This window comes from Amycolatopsis sp. NBC_01480 (assembly GCF_036227205.1).
GTDB lineage: Bacteria > Actinomycetota > Actinomycetes > Mycobacteriales > Pseudonocardiaceae > Amycolatopsis.
This window is the reverse complement of the sequence record NZ_CP109442.1, coordinates 5,982,931-6,003,750: the sequence shown is the minus strand read 5'-3', so window position 1 is coordinate 6,003,750 and position 20,820 is coordinate 5,982,931. Positions and strand designations below refer to the sequence as shown.

At 72.1% G+C, this 20,820-nt stretch carries 15 protein-coding genes; 4 read left to right on the top strand and 11 right to left on the bottom strand.

What is annotated here, in order from left to right; genetic code table 11:
- Positions 1–7: 7 nt before the first annotated feature.
- Entirely contained in the window at positions 8–1,429 is a 1,422-nt protein-coding gene (gene eccB, locus OG371_RS28730; protein WP_329058378.1) for a type VII secretion protein EccB, read from the bottom strand.
- A 261-nt stretch (positions 1,430–1,690) separates the two neighbouring features.
- Between eccB and OG371_RS28725 the strand changes: the two genes are divergently transcribed.
- A complete protein-coding gene (locus OG371_RS28725; protein WP_442875998.1) occupies positions 1,691–2,773 on the top strand; it encodes a type VII secretion protein EccE in 1,083 nt (360 codons plus the stop codon).
- Positions 2,774–2,851: 78 nt separating this feature from the next.
- Positions 2,852–3,583, top strand: coding sequence for a GNAT family N-acetyltransferase (locus OG371_RS28720; RefSeq protein WP_329058373.1), 732 nt, complete (start codon positions 2,852–2,854; stop codon positions 3,581–3,583).
- Between the two features lie 4 nt (positions 3,584–3,587).
- On the opposite strand, the gene OG371_RS28715 is transcribed toward OG371_RS28720, so the two are convergent.
- From OG371_RS28715 to OG371_RS28680, 8 genes are all read right to left on the bottom strand, one after another.
- Entirely contained in the window at positions 3,588–4,139 is a 552-nt protein-coding gene (locus OG371_RS28715) for a type VII secretion system-associated protein (protein WP_329058372.1), read from the bottom strand.
- Between the two features lie 32 nt (positions 4,140–4,171).
- Complete coding sequence (locus tag OG371_RS28710) at positions 4,172–8,956, bottom strand: RHS repeat-associated core domain-containing protein (RefSeq protein WP_329058370.1); 4,785 nt, start codon at positions 8,954–8,956, stop codon at positions 4,172–4,174.
- Positions 8,957–9,115: 159 nt separating this feature from the next.
- Complete coding sequence (gene eccD, locus OG371_RS28705) at positions 9,116–10,498, bottom strand: type VII secretion integral membrane protein EccD (protein WP_329058368.1); 1,383 nt, start codon at positions 10,496–10,498, stop codon at positions 9,116–9,118.
- Positions 10,495–10,818 (bottom strand): YbaB/EbfC family nucleoid-associated protein, encoded by a 324-nt coding sequence (locus OG371_RS28700; protein ID WP_329058365.1) that lies wholly within the window; start codon positions 10,816–10,818, stop codon positions 10,495–10,497. Before OG371_RS28700 ends, eccD begins: the two co-directional genes overlap by 4 nt.
- A complete protein-coding gene (locus OG371_RS28695) occupies positions 10,815–11,324 on the bottom strand; it encodes a hypothetical protein (protein WP_329058364.1) in 510 nt (169 codons plus the stop codon). Before OG371_RS28695 ends, OG371_RS28700 begins: the two co-directional genes overlap by 4 nt.
- A gap of 5 nt (positions 11,325–11,329) precedes the next feature.
- Positions 11,330–12,685 carry a WXG100 family type VII secretion target gene (locus OG371_RS28690; RefSeq protein WP_329058362.1) on the bottom strand — a complete coding sequence of 452 codons (1,356 nt, stop codon included), beginning with the start codon at positions 12,683–12,685 and terminating at the stop codon, positions 11,330–11,332.
- Positions 12,686–12,688: 3 nt separating this feature from the next.
- On the bottom strand, positions 12,689–13,768 hold the full coding sequence (locus tag OG371_RS28685) for a WXG100 family type VII secretion target (protein WP_329058360.1): 1,080 nt from the start codon (positions 13,766–13,768) through the stop codon (positions 12,689–12,691).
- A gap of 29 nt (positions 13,769–13,797) precedes the next feature.
- Complete coding sequence (locus OG371_RS28680; protein WP_329058358.1) at positions 13,798–14,586, bottom strand: WXG100 family type VII secretion target; 789 nt, start codon at positions 14,584–14,586, stop codon at positions 13,798–13,800.
- 133 nt (positions 14,587–14,719) lie between these two features.
- Between OG371_RS28680 and eccCa the strand changes: the two genes are divergently transcribed.
- Entirely contained in the window at positions 14,720–18,667 is a 3,948-nt protein-coding gene (gene eccCa, locus OG371_RS28675) for a type VII secretion protein EccCa (protein ID WP_329058356.1), read from the top strand.
- A gap of 10 nt (positions 18,668–18,677) precedes the next feature.
- Here the strand turns inward: eccCa and OG371_RS28670 are convergent, their stop codons facing one another.
- Both OG371_RS28670 and OG371_RS28665 read right to left on the bottom strand, forming a co-directional pair.
- Complete coding sequence (locus tag OG371_RS28670; protein WP_329058355.1) at positions 18,678–19,034, bottom strand: hypothetical protein; 357 nt, start codon at positions 19,032–19,034, stop codon at positions 18,678–18,680.
- A gap of 68 nt (positions 19,035–19,102) precedes the next feature.
- A complete protein-coding gene (locus OG371_RS28665) occupies positions 19,103–19,828 on the bottom strand; it encodes a polysaccharide lyase family 7 protein (RefSeq protein WP_329058353.1) in 726 nt (241 codons plus the stop codon).
- A gap of 232 nt (positions 19,829–20,060) precedes the next feature.
- On the opposite strand from OG371_RS28665, the gene OG371_RS28660 reads away from it, so the two are divergent.
- Positions 20,061–20,774, top strand: coding sequence for a S1 family peptidase (locus OG371_RS28660; protein WP_329058351.1), 714 nt, complete (start codon positions 20,061–20,063; stop codon positions 20,772–20,774).
- The last annotated feature ends 46 nt before the right edge of the window (positions 20,775–20,820 follow it).

Below are 20,820 nucleotides of genomic sequence, written 5' to 3'. Positions count from 1 at the left end.
GACCCGCTCACCCCGTTCCACCCGACGGGACCGGCTGCCCGGCCGCGGCCGGGTCCAGTGCGGGGCCCGTCGGCACCAGTGCCAGTAGCCCGCTCGGAAGCGGTTGCCCGGCCACGGAACCGTAGCCGAGCGAAGCCAGCGCCGGGGCGCTCGCGACCGGATATTTCCGTCCCATGTCGGTAACCAGGTAGGTCGTGCCGGAACCCGCGTCGGTGACCACGGCGCCCCCGGACGGCGGCACGAACACCTGGTCGGCGACCCGGGCGTCACCGCGGCTGGTCACCGGCAGCGCGCGGCCGCCGGCGGGCAGCGGGAGGTCCGCGGAGACGAAGACCCGCCCGCCCTGCGCGCACAGGGCCACGGAGTTGCCGGTGATCGGCGCCTTGCCGGGGATCCGGTCGGGATAGGCGGCCGGGTCCGCGCCCCCTGCGCGCGGCTCGGCCACCTTCGCGACCGCGGCGACGTCCGCGGCCCGGGTCGGAACCGGGGCGGGACGGCCGTCGTACGCGGCGTCGTTGGCGGAAGTGGTCACCAGCAGGCTCGCCTCGGTCTGGCCGATCGGCTGGAGCCCGTTCTTCTGCACCAGGTAGTACGAGTTCGCCTCGCCCGGCCCGGCCATCGCGTCGACGACCGCGAGGACTTCGCCGACGCGCGTGGCCGTGGTGCCGACCCGCGGGCCGGGGTCACCGGCGCCCGGCACCGGGATCGCGCCGAGGTCGCGGCCCGCCGGCACGGTGTCGATCCACCGGGACGAGACGGCGATCGTGGGGTAGCTGTCGAACTGCAGCGCGGCCGCGGCCTCGTCGCTGAGCTTGTACCGCCGCCCGTCCGCCACCAGGTAGCGGTCGCCTCGGGGCAGCCGGACGATCACGCCGGAGTCACGCGGCAGCTCGACGCCGTTCTGCGGAGCTCCGACGAGCACGGCCACCAGTGGCTCGGCCGAAGCGGGCGCGTCCTGCGTGGTGCGGCTGCAGCTGCTCCACGGCGCGGTGGTGAGCGCGGCCGCCGCGGGCAGCGAGTCGGGGGCGCCGGGGATGCCGATCTGCGTGCCGCGCGGCGCGGTGCCGAGGTTCGCCGAAGACACCGAGACGGTCGCGTCGCCCTTGCCGCCCGCGAGCAGCCGGGCGGAGGCGTAGTTGAGCACCGGGTGCACGGCGCCGTCCGCGCCGAGCACGAACCGCGCGCCCGTGCCGTCCTCGACGATCACCTGCCCGCCCGCGAGCCAGTCCTTGCCGCCGGAGGGGTTGAGCAGCCCGATCACGCCGAACACCGCGGTCACCAGGATCGCCACGGCCAGCCCCAGCACGGTGCCGAGCACCAGCCGCCGGCTGGGCGAGGTGGGGTGGTTGGCGTCGGCCGCGACCAGCGCGGAAACGAGCCTGCGGCGCAGGAACTGGTACGCCTGGATCTGGTCCCGCTGCGTCCACACGCTGTTCCGGCCCCCTGTTCGCGCGCCCTGGTCCAGGCGGAAGGCTAGGAGCCGGCGGGCCCGGCGACGAGGGTAATTTTTACGCCCACACGCGGGTGTGCAGAGCGCTAGCGTCACGGGGCCGGGCCAGGGTGGGTGCCCGGGGAAGGGGAGCCCGTGTCCGTCTCAGCATTGCCTGGCTCAGCCGGTCCCGGTTCAGCTGGGCCAGGTTCAGCCGGTCCTGGTTCGACCGGGCCCAGTCCGGCCACGCCCGCCGGTGGGATGCACCGCGCCGGGCCGCCGGCCCCGGCCAATCCTGTGCCGTCCCACGCTTCCGGCTCGGCGGCACTGCCCTGGCTGCTCCCGATCCGCCCGTTGCAGGCCGCGCTGTGGGAGATCCTGGCGATCGCCGTGCTGCTGGTCTTCACCCAGTCCGAGGTCGCGCAGCCCGTCCGGATCACCGTCGCCGCGGTGGCCGGGGCGCTGCTGCTGGCGACGTCGATCCGGTTCGCCGGCCGCCACTCCGGCGCGTGGGCCTGGACCTGGCTCGGTTACCGCCTGCGGCGCCACGACAGCCGCCGCGACAGCCCCGACCCGCTGCACCGCGTCGCCGGGCCCGTCCAGGTCCGCCAGCACGTGGACCGCGCCGGCAACCGCTTCGGCGTCGCCGAGCTGGACGGCGACTGGTGCGCGATCGTCCGCCTCACCCCCGGCGCGGCCGAACCGTCGGTCGAGGCGCTGGTCCGGATCCTGCGGACCGCCTTCCACGGCACGGACATCCCGCTCGCCGCCGTGCAGCTGCTGACCTGGACGGTCCCACGCGGTCCCCAGGTCTACCGGGTGCGCTGGCTCGCCGTGCGCTACCGCCCGCAGGACGCGCCGATCGCCGCGCTCGCCCGCGGCGGCGGGCAGCTGGGCGCGTTGCGCAGCACCGCGAGCGCCGCGCTCAGCCTGATGGTCGCCCTGGCCGAGGCGGGCTACCCGTCCACTGTGCTCGAAGCCGCCGAGCTGACCACGGAGCTGCGGGTGGCGCTCGGCGTCCAGGCCGCGCAGCAGCCGCAGGAGAGCGACGGCGACGGCTGGAAGTCCTGGTCCTGGGGCGGGGTCACGCAAGCCTGTTACGCGCCCCGCTCGGACCGCGACCTCGCCCGGACGCTCGGGCTGGCGGTGCCCGGCGCCGCGTTCACCGCGACTTCGGCCACCCTCCGCCGCACGCCCGGCGGCCGCGAGCGCACCGACGTGACCATCCGCGTCGGCGCCCGACCGGGCGAGGAAGTGCCCGCGCCGCAAGGGGTTTCGGCGGTTCCGCTGCACGGGGCGCACGGCGCGGCGGTGCGCCGGACGCTGCCGCTCGCGTTGACCTGAGCCCGGCCGGATCGGCCCACCGGAAACCGCGTGAATTGGCACTTCTGGGCGAGCCACCCGCCGCTTAGGGTCAAGCCCATGACCAGCTCTCCCGATCAAGCACCGCCGCTCGACGTGGCCGTGGCCAACGCGGCCGCGTTCTGGACCCTGCTCGCCCAGACCCGCGGGCACCGGCTGACCACCCGGCCCGGTTTCGTCTGCGTGCACGGCAGCGAGCGCAGCGGCATGCGGATCGTGCTGCGCACCGGCACGCCCGACGCCGAGGACGTCGCCGAGCTGACCAAGCTGGCGGAGAACGCGGCGAAGGTCGTCGTCGAAGACGCGTACGGCACCGTCGATCTGGCCCCGATTGGCCTCAAGCCGCGGGAGCTGCCGGTGATGGCGCGCACCGCGACATCGTCCACAGTAGACACACAGGACGTGGTCCGAGCCGATACACCGGACCTGCTCGCGACCGTGGAAAACGTTGTCGTGCACGGCTTTCCGCTGGAACGGCACCAGCCGTACCGGCGCGGCGAGGTCTTCCCGCCCGCGTTGCTGGAGCGGGACGACGTGGAGCTGTACCTCACCGAGCGGGACGGCGAGCCGGCCGGCGCCTGCTTCGTCGTCCTGGACGGCACGGCCGGCGGCGTCTACTGGGTGACCACGCTGCCGTCACAGCGCTCCCGCGGCGTCGGGCGCTCGTTGATGAACGCCATGCTGTCCCGTTTGGACGGTCTCCCGGTCACGCTGACCGCCTCGAAGGCGGGCAAGCCGCTGTACGACTCGCTCGGCTTCAGCACCCTGGCACCCGCGACCTGGTGGACCTGAGTCCTTACCCGGCCAGATTGTCGCCCGGCACCAGCACTTCCAGGGCGCTGCCCGGGTTGAGCAGGAGGTAGCGACCCTCCAGCGAAGCCCCGAGCTCACGCACCGGCACCGGGCGGAAGGACTGGCCGGGCGGCGGCTCCGGCAGGTAGCTCTCCGAGGTGTACACGGGCACGGCCTCGACGTCGTCGTGCCGCACCGGGATGACGGCGCGGTCCGGGGCCGACGGGGTGTAGACCGTCGCGGCCAGCAGGGCGGACCGGACCGCGGCGTCGTCCCCGCGGCCGGTGACGGCGGCCTGCAGCGCGGCCTCCAACTCGTTGCCCGGAGCCGGAAAACCCCACGCCAGCGGGCTGGGCCGGTAGTCCGGGTTACGGACGAAGGCGCCCGCGATCTCGCCGCGCTCGTCGACCCGGTAGCCGCCGGCGATCGCCGAGCCCGGGACGTCGCCGGTGTCGGCGTACGCCGGATCCACCACGTACAGCCAGCTGTCCGGCGACTGCCGCGCGCGCTCGCGCATCTCCGGGGTCACCGGCGGGTCCTGGGGGCCCTCCACCACGGTCTCCGATCCTTCGGGTTGGTTCGCCGCGGTCACGGCTGGAAGCCCGGGTTGGGGATCCAGGTGCTCTGGATGCCGCTCTTGCCCGGGATGATCGTCGGCGGGGCGCCCGGCGCGCCGAACGGCTGCACGTTGTAGTTGCCGGTGATCTTGTTCGCCCCGACGATCTGCGAGCCCGGGATGTGGTCGACCGCGGCCCATTCGTCCTGGCCGTCGAAGTTCTGCACCCGGCCCGGGTGCGAGGGCAGGTGGACCATGCTGCCCGAGTCGCCCTTGATCGTGTACACGTAGCCGTCGTGGCCGTGGTACTGGGTGCCGCCCTTGCCCCAGAAGTCGGCGCCCTCGGTGACCTGCGCCCCCGGCTTGATCGGCACGAACTGCACCCCGGTGTTGTAGTTGCCCGAGGTGGACACGTAACCACTGCCCGAGCCGTACGACCGGTGCTGGTGCGTGTCGATGTCGTAGATCGGCGGCCGGTTGTTGCGGATCGCGTCGGAGGTCAGGCCCTGGTTGAACACGACCTCCGGCGGCGCGCCCGAACCGTGGTAGACGTAGTCGGGCGCGTGCGGCGGGTTGTGCGAGAAGTCCGGCTGCGCGGGCTGGTGCGCGGGCGGCGGCGCGGCCTGGTCGGTGATGTCCTCCGAATCGGACCCGGGGTCGTGGCGCGACGGGTTCGAGGTGCTGCCCGTGTCGTCGACGTGGGCCGGGTCGTGCGAGCCGCCCGGCCGGGTGCCGTCCCCGAGGTCGACCTCGGAGCAGCTCGTCGGGGCCAGGCCCAGCGGGTCGGCCACCCGCAGCGGGTTGTCCACGTACGCGACCGGGTTGGGCGCGGGCGCGAGGCCGAGCGGGTCCTGGCTCACGTACCGGCCGGTGGCCGGGTCGTAGTAGCGGTAGACGTTGTAGTGCAGACCGGTCTCGGCGTCGAGGTACTGGCCGGGGAAGCGCAGCGGGGTGCTGGTCGCGCCGCCGCTGCCCGGCAGGTCGCGGCCCCACACCGTGGACCGGCCCTGCCAGCCGAGGCCGCCGGCCGGGTCGAGCAGTTCGGCCGGCCGTCCGACGGGGTCGGTGACGATGGTGTGGAATAGCCGGATCCCGCCGGTGTTCTCGTGCTGTGCCACCGGCGCGCTGGTGTCCGGGTCGTAGTCCCAGGTGCGCACGCGGGTCGTCCCGTCGGGCCCGCGATGGGCCTCCTCGACGAGCTTTCCGCCGTCCCACACGAAATCGACCTGCTCGGCGACCTCGCCGCCGGGGCCGAGGCGCTGCTTGGCGATCCGCCTGCCGATCGGGTCGTAGCGGTAGTTCCAGCGCGTGCCGTCCGGGGTCCTCACGCCGGTCATGCGGTCCTGGGCGTCCCAGTGGTAGCTCCAGACCAGCTCGCCGGCCAGCCGCTGGACGACCCGGCCCTGGGCGTCGTGCCGGTACGCGACGGCGCCCGCGCCGGTGAGGGTGTTGCCCGCGTAACCGCGCGGGCCGGTCTCGGGCGAGCCGGCACTGGCGCCGGCCGCGGCGGTGGCGACGATGTTGCCCGCCGCGTCGTAGCGGTAGCCCTCGCGCCGGTCGGGCGCGACCGCGTCGACCACGCGGCCCGTGACGTCGAGCTGGAACTGCACCGCGCCGGCGACGCTGTCCGCGGTGCGCACGAGGTTCCCGTCCGGCCGGTAGTCGTAACGGCGCTGGCGGACCGGGGTGTCCTGCGCGGTGAGCCGCTGCTCGGCGTCGAACGCCTGGGTGAGCAGCACCCGCCCGTCCACCGTCCGGCCGGTCTCGTTGCCGCCGGCGTCGCGGCCGAACCGCACCTCGTGGCCGCCGCCGGAGAGCCCGACGGGGATTCCCTTGTCGCCGAAGGACCACACACTGTCCACACCGGACGGAGTGCGGCGGTGGACCCGGCCGTCCTCGTAGGCGAACGTGGTGGTGCGGCCGTTGGTGGTCTGCGCGATCACCCGGCCGCGCTCGTCGCGCTCGTACTCGATCACCGCGTCGGCGTTGGCCGCGCGGACGAGCCGGCCGACCGGGTCGTACGAGTAGGTGGTGAGCCCGGACGAGGTGCGCCGCCCGACCACGTTGCCCAGCGTGTCGTAGGTGTACTCGACCAGTTCGCCGAGCCCGTTCAGCGAACGGGAAAGCCGGCCCATGGCGTCGTACTCGAAACGCAGCGTGCGCCCGTCGAAGTCGCGTTCCTCGGTGATGCGGCCCTCGTGGTCGCGCAGGTAGTACCAGGTCAGCCCGACCGGGTTGGTCACCGACGCGAGCCGCAGCTCGGTGTCGTACGTGTAAGTAGTGCGCGCCCCGGCAGCGTCCACAGTGGCCACTACGACGTCGAACGGCCCGTACTCGCGCCGGGTGACCGCACCGGTTTCGTCCATGTGTGCGACGTCGTTGCCCTCGGCGTCGTACGTCCACTGTGCACGGCCGCCGCCCGGGCCGACGCGGGCCGCGCGCAGTCCTTCGACGGTCCAGTCCAGGCGAACCTGCCCACCGGGCGCCGAAACCAGCGCGGGACGGCCGAACATGTCCGGGACGTAGCCCTCCGACGGCTGCGCCGCTTCTTCGACCGCGTCCGGCGCCGGCGCGTTACTGCCGACGCCCTGGTGCCGGAATCCGGCCGCGACGCCGAGCTGCCCGTTGAACGGGTCCGGTGCCTCGTCGTACACCCGCGTCCAGGTGCGCTCGGCGTCGCGCACGCTGATCGCGGCGACGGCGCCCTCGCGCAGGTGGACGTGCACGACGCTGCCGTCCGGCCGGACGACCCGGCTCAGCGCGCCGTCGCCGTCGTACTCATACGAAGTGACGCGCCCGAGCTGGTCGGTGCGGGCCAGGAGCCGGTCGTACCGGTCCCAAGCGGACTCCCGGGTGTGGCCCGCCGCGTCCACCTCGCGCACGACCTGGTTGGCCTCGTTGAGGTGGTACTCGGTGCGGTGCCCGAGCGAGTCGGTGTACGTGGTGACCAGCCGCTCGCGGTCGTAGGCGAAGCTGCCGTCGCGGAAACCCTTGTCCCCCACCGTCTTCACGCATCGGCCGGCGGCGTCGTAGACATACCGGTACCAGGTGCCGTTGCGGTCCTGCCAGCCGGTGATCCGGCCGTGGGTGTCGTAGTCGAACAGCATCGGCCGGCCCGAGGAGTTGACCACCTGGGTGAGCCGGCCGTCGGCGTCGTAGCCGTAGCGGGTGGCCGCCGCGCGCACGTCCGCGTCGGGGTCCACCACGGAGATCGCGGTGATCCGGCCGCGGGCGGTGGTGAACTCGACCTGGTAGCCGTCGGAGTGCCGGATCCGCGACGGGCTCGCGTCGGGGCCGTACTCGATGCGGTAGCTCTGCCCGGCCCCGGTGACCGTGGCGAGCGGGAGCACGCCGGCGCGCTCGCCGGGCACCGGGTCGAACCGCAGCTGGGTGCCGTGCACCGGGCCTTCGAGGCCGTAGCCGCCGTCGAGCCGGCGCGTGAGCGACAGCCGCGGCCCCTCCACCGGCAGCACCGAGGTGCCGGGCGCGGGCAGCGGAAACACCAGGATCATGCCGTCGGGCGAGAAGTAGCGGATGCCCTCGCGGCCGACCTCGAGCCGCTGGTCCACTGTGGACGCCCAGGACGCGCCGAACCAGCGGCCCGCGCGGTAGGACGACACGTGCATGCGCTCCAGCGCCAGCTCGAGCCGCAGCGGCAGCACCAGGTCGGTCTGGTCGAGCACCATCTCGCCGGTGGCGACGTCGACCGGGTCGGTTTCGCAGACGCGGCCGTTCTTGCCGACGGCGGTGCCGCGAGGGTTGTCGCCCGGCGGCGTTGTGCTCCCGGTGGCGCCATTGGGCTTATCACCCGGCAGTTCACTGGGCCCCGGCTCGGGTTTCGGCTGCACCGGCGGGTTTTCCCCGCCGGAGCCGTGGGACTCGTTCGGCTTCGGGACCGGGTGATCACCCGACGTCGTGGTCGAGTCGCCGCCGGTCCCGGAATGATCGCCGGACGTGGTGACGGACTCGTCACCGCTCTTGGGCGTGCCACCGCCGCCCTTGATCTCCGGGGCTTTCGGCGTGCTGTCGATCTTCGATACCTTCGGCGGCGCGTCGATCTTGCCGCCCTTGAGGCCCTTCAACGCCTTGCCGGCGTCCTCGAACAGGGTCCCGGCCTTCTTCAGCAGCGGGATCAGCGCCTTGAGCGCCTTGACCAGCTTCGTCGTCACGCTCGCGATCGACGACGCGGTCTTCGCGACGGCCGCGACCACCTGGGGGACCACCCAGACCATGCCGATGCCGAGGGTGAACAGCACCTGCAACGCCCAGCTGATCATGTGGCCGACCAGCTCGGAGATGATGTCGCGGACCAGGGTGCGGACGGCGCCGACGACCTCGCCGGCGGTTTTCACCCCGGAAGACGCACCTTCGCAGCCCTTCTGCGCGGACTGGAGCAACGCCACGGTGTCCTGCGTGCGCTGCCGGTACGCGTCGCCCGCGGGGCCGGTCCAGGACTGGAGGTCGGCCTTGACCATGGCGTCCAGGTCCTGGCCGACGCTTTCCAGCTCTTTGGCGACGTTCGCCCAGGTCTGCGACTGCGCGGCGATCTCGTCCGCGTTTCCGGTGAGGCCGTTCAGTGCTTCCTTCAGCGGGCCGACGTGCTCCATCAGCCAGCTCACGCCCGCCGCGAGGATCGCCCCGAAGGGATCCATCGCCATGGACAGCGCGTCCAGCGCGGTGCCGACCGCACCCATCGCCACCGACGCCCAGTCACCCGACTTGATCGCATCCGACAACCCGGCAGCCGATTCGGCCAGGGAAATGCCCGAATACGCCTTGGTCGAATCCTCCGTCGGCGCAACTAACGGGTTACTCACGCGCGCGACCTGCCCATCTGCCTGATCCAGTACCAGTCGCGGAAATTACCAGACCAGCGTTCCGGTCAGCCCGGAGCGCAGTCCGATCGCGACCGTTTGTGCTGTGGATCTTGCGCGAGCACACCACGGCTTTGCCCGGAACTGTCGAAATCGGACGCCTCAGCCTCGCACGGCCTGGTACACCCCGGCGATCATCGCCACGAACGGCACCAAGGACAGCAGCACCAAGAACTCCGAGACGTCCAGGAGCCGGGACCAGTACGGCGAACGCACCCCGCGCGCCACCCGCGTCGCGTAGGTCAGGCAGACGATCGCCGCGAGCACGAACACCAGGCCGGCCACGAAAATGGCCATGCGGTTGCCGTCCGCGAGCAGCCAGCCGCCGGCCGTAAGCAGGATCACAACGCCGAAGCCCGCCAGCACGAGGCGTTGCGTGCGCCCGGCGTACGAGCGCGAACGCTGGCCCCAGCCGATGCCCAGCAGCCCGGTGAGCCCGGCCTCCCACGGCCCGCCCGCCGCCGCGAGCGTGATCGCCGACGCCAGCACCACCAGGCCGAGCGCCACCAGCAGCCCGGTCAGCAACGCCTGCGCGTGCGTGGTCCGGCCGACCATGTCCTCGCCGAACGACGGTTGTTCGTTGGCGCGGAACGACTCCATGTCGTCCGGCACCCGGGGCAGCGGCAGCCGGCCGAGGCGCAGCGCGAGCATCGGCGCGACCGCGGCCAGCGCGGTCGCCACCACGGCGGCGACCGCGGCCGCCGCGACCGGCTTCACCCCGGCCAGCAGCACCACGCCCGTGGTGATCGCACCGAACCCCGCCGAGACCGTCACCGCGACGAACCACGGCAGCCGGTCGGCGACCGACACCGCGGCCAGCACGCCGTAAACGGTCACCGCGGCCAGCCCCGCGGCCAGGGGGCCGGCCGAGAGCGAGAACAGCGGGTGCGGCGGCAGGATCGACATCCCGGCGAGCAGCGCCACGCCGACGCCGGCCAGCGCGCCGGCCGAGCCCGCGCCCGAGTCGCCGTACGCCCGGCTCAGCGCGCCACCGCCGAGCAGCAGTACCACCGCGAGCAGCCCGGTGCTGATCGGCGCGAGCGCGCTGCCCGAGGTGGCGGCCTGCACCAGCAGCCCGCCGCCGAGCAGCAGCACCACGGCCGCGGCGATGCCGGAACGGCGCGCGATCTTCGGGCCCCACGCGTTCGAAGCGGACTCCCCGACGCTGGCGATCGAGTCCACCACGTCGTCGAACAGCAGCGGACCCCGCGGGCGCTCCCGCGGGGTCAGGTGCAGCACTTCGCCGTCGCGCACCTGCGCGGCGGCCACGGTCAGGCCGAGCGCGAGCGGCGCGCCGCCGAGCCGGGAGAGCACCCAGCCCGGGTGCTCGGCCGCGGCCTGGCCGGACGCGCCGGCCAGCCGCACCAGCTGCGGCACCAGCTCCGCGAACGTGCTCTGCTGCGGCAGCGCGACGTCCACCCGGGCCCGCGGGGTCACGATCGTCACGCGCCGGGTCGAGCCGGCCAGCGCGGCGGGCGCGCTCACTGCACGGACCTGGACGCCTCGATCACCGGGGCGAACTTCGCGCTGCTCGCCTCGGCCAGCTTCTGCAGGCCCGCGTTCACGGCCTCCAGCACGATCTCCGAGAGGTTGCGGGCGTCGTACTCCCGGATCGCGCGCGGGTCGATGTCGATCGAGGTGAACCGGCCGTCGCCGCGCAGCACCACGCTGACCTCGTTCTGCCGCGAGGCCGCTTTGACCTCCATCGCCTCCACCGAGCGCTGGATGCGCTGGACCTCGTCGGTCTGCCGGCGGACCTGCGCCAGCAGCTCGTCCATGTCCGGCACGGCATAGGGGTCGGTCACGACGGTTCTCCTTCTCCTGCGGGGTTTTTCCGGCGCAAGCGCACGCTGGCGACGAACTGCCGGAAGTCGGGGGTGAGCCGCTGCGCGGCCTCGGGCGCGGCGGTGAAGACGAGTTCCAGCACCACGCGGTCCACCGGCCCGTCGGGACCGGGCACGCTCAGGTGGACCTGCGTCTGCACCAGGTCCTGGCCCTCGCCGGTGCGCATCCGCAGCACCTGCGTGACGCCGGGCGCGGTGGCGTCGCCGATCTCCTGGCGGCCGGCCACGTCGAGCAGCGCCATGGTCCGGCCCAGCCGTTCGACCGCCTCTTCGGCGATTTCGGCCATGGAGGCCGGATCGGGCCGCTGCCGCACGCCGAGTGTGATGTTCGGGGTGAAGTCCGCGCCCGGCTCGCGGTGCACGGCGACGAACACCACCCCCGGCGCGCCCGCCTCCGCCGGTTCGAGCGGCGTCCACCCCTCGGGGACGTCGAAGCCCAGCGGGAGCGAAACCGTGTCCGGGGCCATGCCGCTCACCACGAGCCCACGTAGTTGGCGGCGTCGTTCCACGCGTGGCCGACGGCGTCGGCCGCCTGGCTCGCGGTGGAGCCGACCGCGTCGACGGCCGCGCCGCCGTACTCGGTGATGGTGTGGCCCAGCTTCGGCAGGTCGATGTCGATCTTCGCGCCGACGCCCGCACCGAGGCCGAGCGCGACCCCAGCCTTGAAGTTCACCTTGATGTGCCCGGCGTCGTACACCGCCTGCCCGTCGAGCTGCGCGCCGAGGCCGTACTGCAGCGTGCCGTTCGCCCCGACGCCGACACCGGCGACGTCGGCCGCCACCTCACCCTCGACCTTTCCGCCGACGAACACGTCACCGTGCACGCCGAGCCCATGCGCCCCGAGCTGCGCCGAGCCGGACACCTCACCGCCCGCGAACGCCGTGCCCTTCGCGCTGGCCTCCGCGACGCCCCACTCCTGCTTTCCTTGGAGCTCACCGTGCAGCGCCGCGAGTTCCGCGTGCCCGGACGCCTTCGCATCCCAGCCTTGGGAAGTGATCTTCCCGTCGTACTCCGGGTCGAGGCCGTCCTGCTCGTGCTGCGTCTTCGCGTAGGTGATCTCGGTGCTCTTGGCGAGCTTGTCCTTCAGCCCCTCGGGCTCGGGCTGGCCGAAGGGCGTGTTCGCCTTCTTCGGCGCGCGCGTGCCTTCGAGGCCGTCCGCGGTGAGCTTCTTCCAGCCGGAGTTGCCGAACCAGGACGGCACGGTGCGCGGGCGCTTGCGGCCGTCGAGCGGCTCGCCGTTGAGCCAGTGCAACGCGCCCGTGCCCCACTTGCCCAGCTCGTGCTCCAGCCGTCCGACGCCCTCGGCCGGGAACAGCTGGGCGAGCGCGTCGGACAGCTCGTCGGACACCTGCTTTGCCGCGGCCACCGCCTGTTCGCCGAGCTGACGGGCGGCGGAGATGAACGCGCCGACCGCGTTCGAGTCGGCCGACTTGGCCTGGCTGGTCAGCTGGGCGCCGTACTGGTCGAACTGCGCGAGCACGGAGTCCACGGCCGCGCGCGCCGATTGCAGGTACTGCGCGGCCGTGGCCAGCCTTTTGCCCTGGTCGGCCAGTTTCGTGGCGTGCTCGTTCAGGTCTTCGGCCAGTTTTTCCGCCGCGGTGGCGTACGCGGTGTAGGCGTCTCCGTCCCAATCGGTGTGAAGGTCCTTGGCCGACTGGGAAATCTCGGTCGCCTTGCCGGTCACCGTCGACGCCTGGGTGCTGCACCGTTGCGACGCGGCGTTCAGCGCCGCCGGGTCGCCCGTGACCCGGCGCTGGTACTCCACCAGCACCTGCCGGTAGCTCGACAGCACCGAGCTGACCACGCCGGAGGCGTCGACGGCGGCCATGGCCTAGGCGCCCTTCGCGTCGATGTCCACGTGCTGCTGGAAGTGCTGGCCGTTGTAGGTGAGGTCCAGGTTGATGTCGAGGTCCTGGCCCGAGGGCGCCTCGACGGTCGACTGGCCGGTGGACAGGTCGGTGTGGATGACCACCTCGTTCGCCCCCGCGGGCGCGACCGGGGCCGTCGGCGCGGCGGGCGCGGTCGGCGCAGTCGTGGACGGGTCGACGGCGATCCAGCTGTTGGACGGGTCCAGCGGGGTGCCGTTCGCGGTGCCGAGCGCGGGCGGCGTGTAGTTCGTGAACGACGGCTGCCCGGCCGGAACCCCGTTGCCACCACCGGTTCCGCCCGCGGTGACACCCGTGCCGCCTGCGGTCGCGCCACCGCCGGTGCCGCCCGCGGTCGCGCCGCTGACCGCCTGCTGCCCGGACGCGCTGGCCACCGGCGGGGGCGTGATCGGCGCGGTCACCGGGGTGCCGGAAACCGTCGAGTTGCCCGCGGCCCCGGCGGCGGTCGCGGCGCCCGCGTCCCCGCCGTGGAACAGCTTCTCGATCTCGCCGATGATCTGCGCCACCTGCGTGATCTGGTTGGCCAGGTCGACCGCGCCGAGCGCCTTCAGCAGCGCGCCGACCGAGGTGATGAACGCGCGCAGCGAAGCGCTCGTCGCGGTGGACAGCGCCACCGCGGCGCCGTACGTCCACCAGTTCGACATCAGCGAGGCGACGGTCGGGTTCACCGCCGAAACCACCGCGCGGTAAGCCTCCTGCGCGGTCTTGATCAGCGTGCCGGACACGCCCAGCAGCTCGGCGCCCTTCTGCACCACGCCGATGATCTTGGTCAGCTGTGAGAGCGAGTCGGTGATCTTCTTCAGCGCCGATTCCGAGGCGGCGCCGGACCAGGTCTTGCCGAGCGCGTCCGCGGCCTTGGTCAGCTCCGTGTAGAGGGAGGTGAACTCGGTCGCCTTGTGCAGCAGGTCCAGCACGTGCTTCGCGATCTGCTCCGGCTGGCCGGTGACGATCTGCGGCAGCACGGTGATCGGGCCGCCCGAGGACGCGGTGGCGTCCATCGCGCTGGAGTTCGGGAAAGTCAGCATCGCACCTACCTTGGTGGGGAATCGGGGGGTCAGACGACGGCCGCGGGCCGGTACACGCTGACCTTGGCCAGGCCCTGCAGACCGGGGTCGACGAGGCCGTGGTTGTAGAGGGCGCCGCCGTCGCCGGCCACGCCGATCACCGGGCCCGAGCCGGCCGGGCGCAGCGGCTCCACCACCACGACGTCGCCCGAGTGGACGCCGCCGGGCACGTCGCCGAAGGTGCGGGCGGTGCCGGCGTAGACCTCGATGAGGCCCACGCGCGCCTGGTTGCCGGCGTCGCCGGCGAGCCAGTCGTTGAAGTCGGAGACACCCTGGAAGCGGGTGCCGGTGATCGGGTGGTCGCCGAGCCGGCCGAGGTTGGCGTCGCCGAGGTAGCGCAGCACATTGCCGACCGAGCCGGGCTCGCCGTGCGCGCCGGCACTGTCGTTGATCGCGAGTGTGGCCAGCTCCCCGGCGTGCGGGGTGCCCCAGATCGACGACGTGGCGGGGGCCGGGCTCGCGGCGTTCCCGTCGTGGCCGCCGTACCCGCCGGCCACGGCCTGGTCCGCCGCCTGGTAGGCGTCGGCGCTGCTCTTGACCAGTCCGTTGATCTGCTGGAGCAGCTGCAGCAGGTTGCGCACGGCCGTGACCTGGCTGGAGTGCAGTGCCGAGCTGGCCGCGGCGACCGCGCTGCCGAAGGTGGCGAACGAGGCCGGCTGCACGACCAGCTTCTCCAGGTCGGAGACCGCGTTGATGCCGTGGGCGATGATGCCGCCGACGTTGCCGACGGTCGAGCGCATGGCCTCGGGCTCAGCCCGGTACTCGCCGGTCGTGACCACGGCTCTCCTTCCTGACGCGTTGTGGTGCATCCCCCGTGAGGGCGACTCGGACGAGGGTAAGTTCGCGTGCGGGGGCGAGCGGACGGCAAAAGTACCCACCGCGAGGCCGTGAATGGTGGCCAAAATACGGGGCATGAGCCCGACCCGTGACCGCCTCGACCTGCTCGGCGAGCAGCCCGGGGAGATCATGCTGCAGTCCCCGCCGATGCTGCCCAAGAGCGGCTCGGGCGGGTTGATGCAGCTCATGATGTTCCTGCCGATGATGCTCGGCATGGGCGCGATGTCGTTCGTCTACATCGGACGCGACGGCGGGGTGATGACCTGGATCTTCGGCGCGCTGTTCATCACCGCGATGGGCGGCATGGTGGTCATGTCGCTGGGCCGCGGCGGGATGGCGAAGAAGGCGCAGATCAACGAGGAGCGCCGCGACTACCAGCGTTACCTCGCCGGCCTGCGCACCCGGGTGCGCACGATCGCCGACATGCAGCGCGCGACGCTGATCGCGCAGCAGCCGGACCCGGCGGACCTGTGGGCGTACGTGGAGACCGGGCAGCACTGGGACCGCCGCCGCAGCGACCGGCATTTCGCGCTGGTGCGCGCGGCCACCGGGCCGCAACCGCTGGCGGCGCCGCTGCGCGCGCCCCAGACCGTGCCGCTGGAGGACCTGGACCCGGTCTCGTCGACCAACCTCAAGCACTTCATCCGGACCTACTCCACTGTGGAGGGCCTGCCGGTCTCGCTGCAGCTGCGGTCGTACGCGGCGGCCACGCTTTCCGGGCGGCGCCCGGACGTGCTCGGCCAGGTGCGCGCGCTGCTGGCGCAGCTGGTGACCTTCCACTCCCCCGCCGACCTGCGCGTCGCGTTCTGCGTGCACCCGGAGCGGACCCACGACTGGGACTGGGCGAAGTGGCTGCCGCACGCCACCGCCCCCGCGCAGGCCGACGCGACCGGGCCGCGCCGGCTCGTCGCCTCGGAGGCCGCTGAGCTGGCCGGGCTGCTGGGGCCGGACCTGGGCGACCGTCCCGCGTTCACCCGCCGTCCGGGCACCACTCCCGAGCTGCCGCACATCGTGCTCGTGGTCGACGGCGGCGGCACCTACGGCGAGCCGCGGCTGCTGGCCGAGGAGGGCCGGCTGGGGATCACCGTGCTGGAGGTCGGCGGCGAGCAGCCGCGGGCCGCGTCGAACGACCACCTGCTGAGCCTGCACGTCGGGGCGGACCAGCTGGGCATGGTCGTGCTCGACGGCGGCACCGAGGCGCGGCTGGGCTTCCTCGGCACGCCGGACCAGCTCGACCGCGGCGCGGCCGAAGCGCTCTCCCGGATGCTGACCCCGCTGTACCAAGGGGCGACCGTGGTCAGCGAGACGCCGATGTCGGCGACGTTCGGGCTGGCCGGGCTGCTCGGCATCGGCGACCCGCGAGACACCGACACCACCGTCACGTGGGCGCCGCGCGCGGCCCGCGACCGGCTGCGGATCCCGCTGGGCGTGAACCCCGAGGGGCGGCCGGTGGACCTGGACCTCAAGGAGTCGGCCGAGGGCGGCATGGGCCCGCACGGGCTGGTCATCGGCGCGACCGGCTCGGGCAAGAGCGAGCTGCTGCGCACCCTCGTCACGGCGCTCGCGGTCACGCACTCGTCGGAGAAGCTGAACCTGGCGCTGATCGACTTCAAGGGCGGCGCGACGTTCGCCGGCATGACCGGCCTGCCGCACACCTGCGCGGTGATCACGAACCTGTCCGACGACCTCGCGCTGGTCGACCGCATGGCGGACGCGCTGAACGGCGAACTGCTGCGGCGTCAGGAACTCCTGCACTCGGCGGGGAACTACGCGTCGGTGCGCGACTACGAGAAGGCGCGCGCGGACGGCGTGGCGCTGCGGCCGCTGCCCTCGCTGCTGGTGATCATCGACGAGTTCTCCGAGCTGCTCTCGTCGCGGCCGGAGTTCATCGACCTGTTCGTCGCGATCGGGCGGCTCGGGCGTTCGCTGGGCATCCACCTGCTGCTGGCTTCGCAACGGCTGGAGGAGGGGCGGCTGCGCGGGCTCGACTCGCACCTGTCGTACCGGATCGGGCTGCGGACGTTCTCCGCGTCGGAGAGCCGGGCGGTGCTCGGGGTCGCCGACGCCTACCACCTGCCGCCGGTGCCGGGCTCGGCGTACCTGAAGTCCGACAACGACACGCTGATCCGGCTCAAGGCCGCGTACGTCTCGGGCGAGCTGCCGCCGCGCAGCCGGATCGTGCGCGAGGACGGTCAGCAGCTGGGGGTGCTGCCGTTTCTGCTTACGCCGGTGGAGGTTCCGGTCTCGGCGCAGCCGGCGGTCGCGGCTCCGGAGGCGGGCACCGGCGAGACGATCATCGGCGCGATGCTGTCGCGGCTGGAGGGCCGCGGTCCGGAGGCGCACCAGATCTGGCTGCCGCCATTGTCCGAGCCACCCACCTTGGACCAGCTGCTGCCGCCGCTGGGCGACGATCCGGAGCGCGGCCTGTGCCCGCTCGGCTGGGGCGGCAACGGGAAGCTGATGATCCCGGTGGCGCTGGTGGACAAGCCGTTCGAGCAGCGCCGCGACATGCTGTGGGCCGATTTCGCCGGTGGGGCCGGGCACGCGGTGATCGTCGGCGCACCGCAAAGCGGCAAGTCGACACTGCTGAAGGACATCGCGGCGATGCTGGCGCTCACGCACACGCCGGCCGAGGTGCAGCTGTTCGTGCTGGACATGGGCGGTGGCGCGCTGGCCCCGATCGCGGGCCTGCCGCACGTCTCGGGTTACGCGACCCGCCGTGACGCGCAACGCTGCCGTCGCGTGGTGGCGGAGCTGACGACGTTGCTGGAACAGCGCGAGGAGTTCTTCGCGGCCAACGGAATCGAGTCGATGGCCACGTTTCGCCAGCGGCGCGCGGAGTTCACCGAAAGCACCGAGGGCCGCGAGTTCGGCGACGTGTTCCTGTTCGTGGACAACTGGACCACGATCCGGCAGGAGTACGAGCAGCTGGAGGAGCAGATCACCGGCTTGGCCACGCGCGGGCTGGGTTTCGGCATCCACGTGCTCATCACGCTGAACCAGTGGATCGGCGCCCGAGCCCAACTGCGCGACGCGATCGGCACCCGCTTCGAACTGCGTCTGGGCGACCCCGCGGACTCGTCGATCGACCGCAAGGTGGCCCAGAACGTGCCCGCGGACCGCCCCGGCCGCGGCCTGACGGCGGACAAGCTGCACTTCCTGGCCGCCCTCCCCCGCGTCGACGGCGATCAGCGCCCGGACACCATCGGCGCCGGCGGGTTGGACCTGGTCCGCCGCGTAACTGCTGCCTGGCCTGGCGCCCGCGCTCCCCAGGTGCGGCTGCTGCCTTCGGAAGTGGCGCTGGACGCGTTGCCGGCTGCGCCTGGCCGTCAGATCACGCTGGGCATCGCGGAGTCGAACCTGCGCCCGGTCCACCTGGACTTCGCTACAGATCCCCACTTCGTGGCCTTCGGCGACGTCGAATCGGGCAAGAGCTCCTTGCTACGCGCAATCGCGACGGGCATCTCCGGTGCTTTTACACCCGAGGAAGCCCTGATCCTGGTAGCGGATTATCGCCGCGCTTTGCTTGGTGTGGTGGACGAACCGCACCTGCTGGGCTACGCGGGCGCGGAGAACCAGCTGACGGATCTGGTGGACCAATGCGCGACGGCGATGCGTAACCGTCTGCCTGGTCCTTCGGTGACGCCTGAGCAGCTGCGGAGCCGTTCTTGGTGGCGTGGGCCGGATCTGTACGTGCTGGTCGATGACTACGAGCTGGTGGCGGCGGTGGGGCGGAATCCCTTGCTGCCGTTGCTGGAGTTCCTGCCGCAGGCCCGGGACATCGGTCTGCACCTGGTGATCGCCCGGTCGTCCGGCGGTGCGGGGCGGGCGTTGTTCGAGCCGGTGCTGCAACGGATCCGTGAGCTGGGGTCGCCGGGGCTGGTGATGTCGGGGGCCAAGGAGGAAGGGGCTTTGATGGGTGAGGTGAAGCCTTCGCCCCAGCCGCCTGGGCGGGGGACGTTGGTGTCACGTCGGGGTGGGACTGGGCTGGTTCAGGTGGCTTGGACCAAACCGGAGGACTGAGCGGGGGTGTTCAGGTGACCTCGACCTCGGTGTGGGAGAGGTAGCCGAAGTAGGTCACGTCCCACTCATCGTTGACTTCCTGCCGGACGCGCCGGGCCAGTTCCCAGCCTCGCTCGTCGAAGCGGCGTTCGGCCTCGTCCGAAGGGAACGCGGACGAGGGCGGGTCGTCGTAGTTCCGGGTGGCGTCCCACTCGTTCTGCCACGCCGTGAGGTCACGGGCCAGGTCCGCACTCAGCCCCAACTCCGGCGAAGCGGGATCGTAGTTGTAATCCGTCAGTTCCGAGTAAGGGTCGAAGATCCACAACGGGTGGGAACTCCAGTCCACCATGACCCTGATCGACCGCCCGCTGCGCGGCACCTCTTCCACCGATCGAGGCTCTGTGCGACGCCGTCTGAAGAACATGCCACAAGACTACGGCTCAACCGGAACGTTCCTCAGGAAGCCGTCAGAGCCGAGAAGCTGACCCGTCCCCCATCCCCGTCTTCCGGATCCCCCTTGAGCTGCTCATAGTCACCGGTCTGGAAACGAACGTCTTCGCCAGACCAAGCCGAAGGAACAGGCGCGGTCTTCTCCTCAGTGGACCCGTCCCGAGTGGCGGTAAAACGCAGGCGGCCGTCGCCCCGATCAGTGATCGTGTAGCTGAACACCTCCCCCAAGCCGACATCCGTGAGCAACGGGTAGTCGAGATAGTTGCTACCCGCGGAGAGCTGCTGGTTCACCTTCACATGCACAGTGCCGTCGGAGTAGTACAGCATCGTGTACGGGTCGGAGTTGCGGTCCTGATCGCCGTGGATCTGGCCCAGGATAATGGTTTTACTGGTCTTCGGCACCTGCTCGACGGTCACGGTGGCGGCCAGGGTGTGCACACCGCCCGTGCCGGAAGCAAAGCCGGCGTTGTCGATCAGCTCCGTACGCGGGCTGCCCGAGTGGCTGGTCGTCGCACCGGACGTCGGGGCCCAGAAGGCGAGGCTGCCGTCGGCGGCGCGGGTGAGGTAGGGCGGGTCGAGTTCGGCTGGGTTGAGGACTTCGGCGCCGTCCGACCCCACTGGGAGGGTCAGCCGCCAGCCGTCGAGTGAGGGAGGGGCGGCCGGGCTCGCCGCCGCGATGCCGCCGGAGGCGAGAAGCAGGGCGCAGCCGAGGAAAACCGAGGATCGCAGCATGGCCCGGACACTAACCCGGCCTCCCCGGGACCCCTCCCCGCGCCACGCAGGACTCGTGAGTGTTCATAACGGTTAGAACCGTCATAGCCACTCACGAGTCCTTACTCCAAATGGCCTACAACGGACTTCGCCCCCAGACCCGACTTCGGTAGGTTACAAAATCACCATCCCCTCTCCTACGTTGGTGAAATCGTTTCGACCGGGACGATTTCCGTTGAGCCAAGGGGATTTCATGCGTTTGTCGAAGGCGGTAGCGGTTGCGGCGGGGGCGGCCGCGGCGCTGAGCATCGTGTCGGCGGGGACGGCGAGTGCCGGGACCGCCGGGACGAACATCATCGGCGGCACGACCGTCAGCTCCGCGCCGTGGGGTGCGCAGATCTTCTGGAACGACTCCACCGACTTCGGCGGGTTCGAGTGCTCCGGCACGATCATCGCGCCGCAGTGGGTGCTCACCGCGCAGCACTGCCTGAACCAGCCGGGCATGCACGTCAAGGTGGGCGACGTCGCGCTCGGCAAGGGCACCGAGGTCGCCGTGGACCAGCAGAAGGCCTCGCCCAATGGGGACATCGCGCTGCTGCACCTGGCGTCCTCTGTGGACACCACGTTCATGAAGCTGGGCACCGGCGACCCGCAAACGGGCGCCACCAACCAGATCTACGGCTGGGGCCGCACCGAGGGCAACAGCCCGCCCTCGGACACGCTGAAGACCGCCGACGTCCAGGTCACCGGCAGCGGCACCGACGCCTTCAACGGCACCGCGATCGCCAGCAAGGGCGTCAGCGGCTCGTCGTGGCACGGCGACTCGGGCGGGCCCCAGCTGGACAACGGCGTGCAGGTCGGCGTCTGCTCCACGGGCGAGAACTCCGGCAGCGACAAGAACGGCACGCAGAACTACGCCAGCGTCGCCGCCAGCCGCGACTGGATCTCCTCCACCGCCGGGGTCTGACCGGACACAGGCAAACCGCCCGCCGCACGCCTTCCCGTGCGGCGGG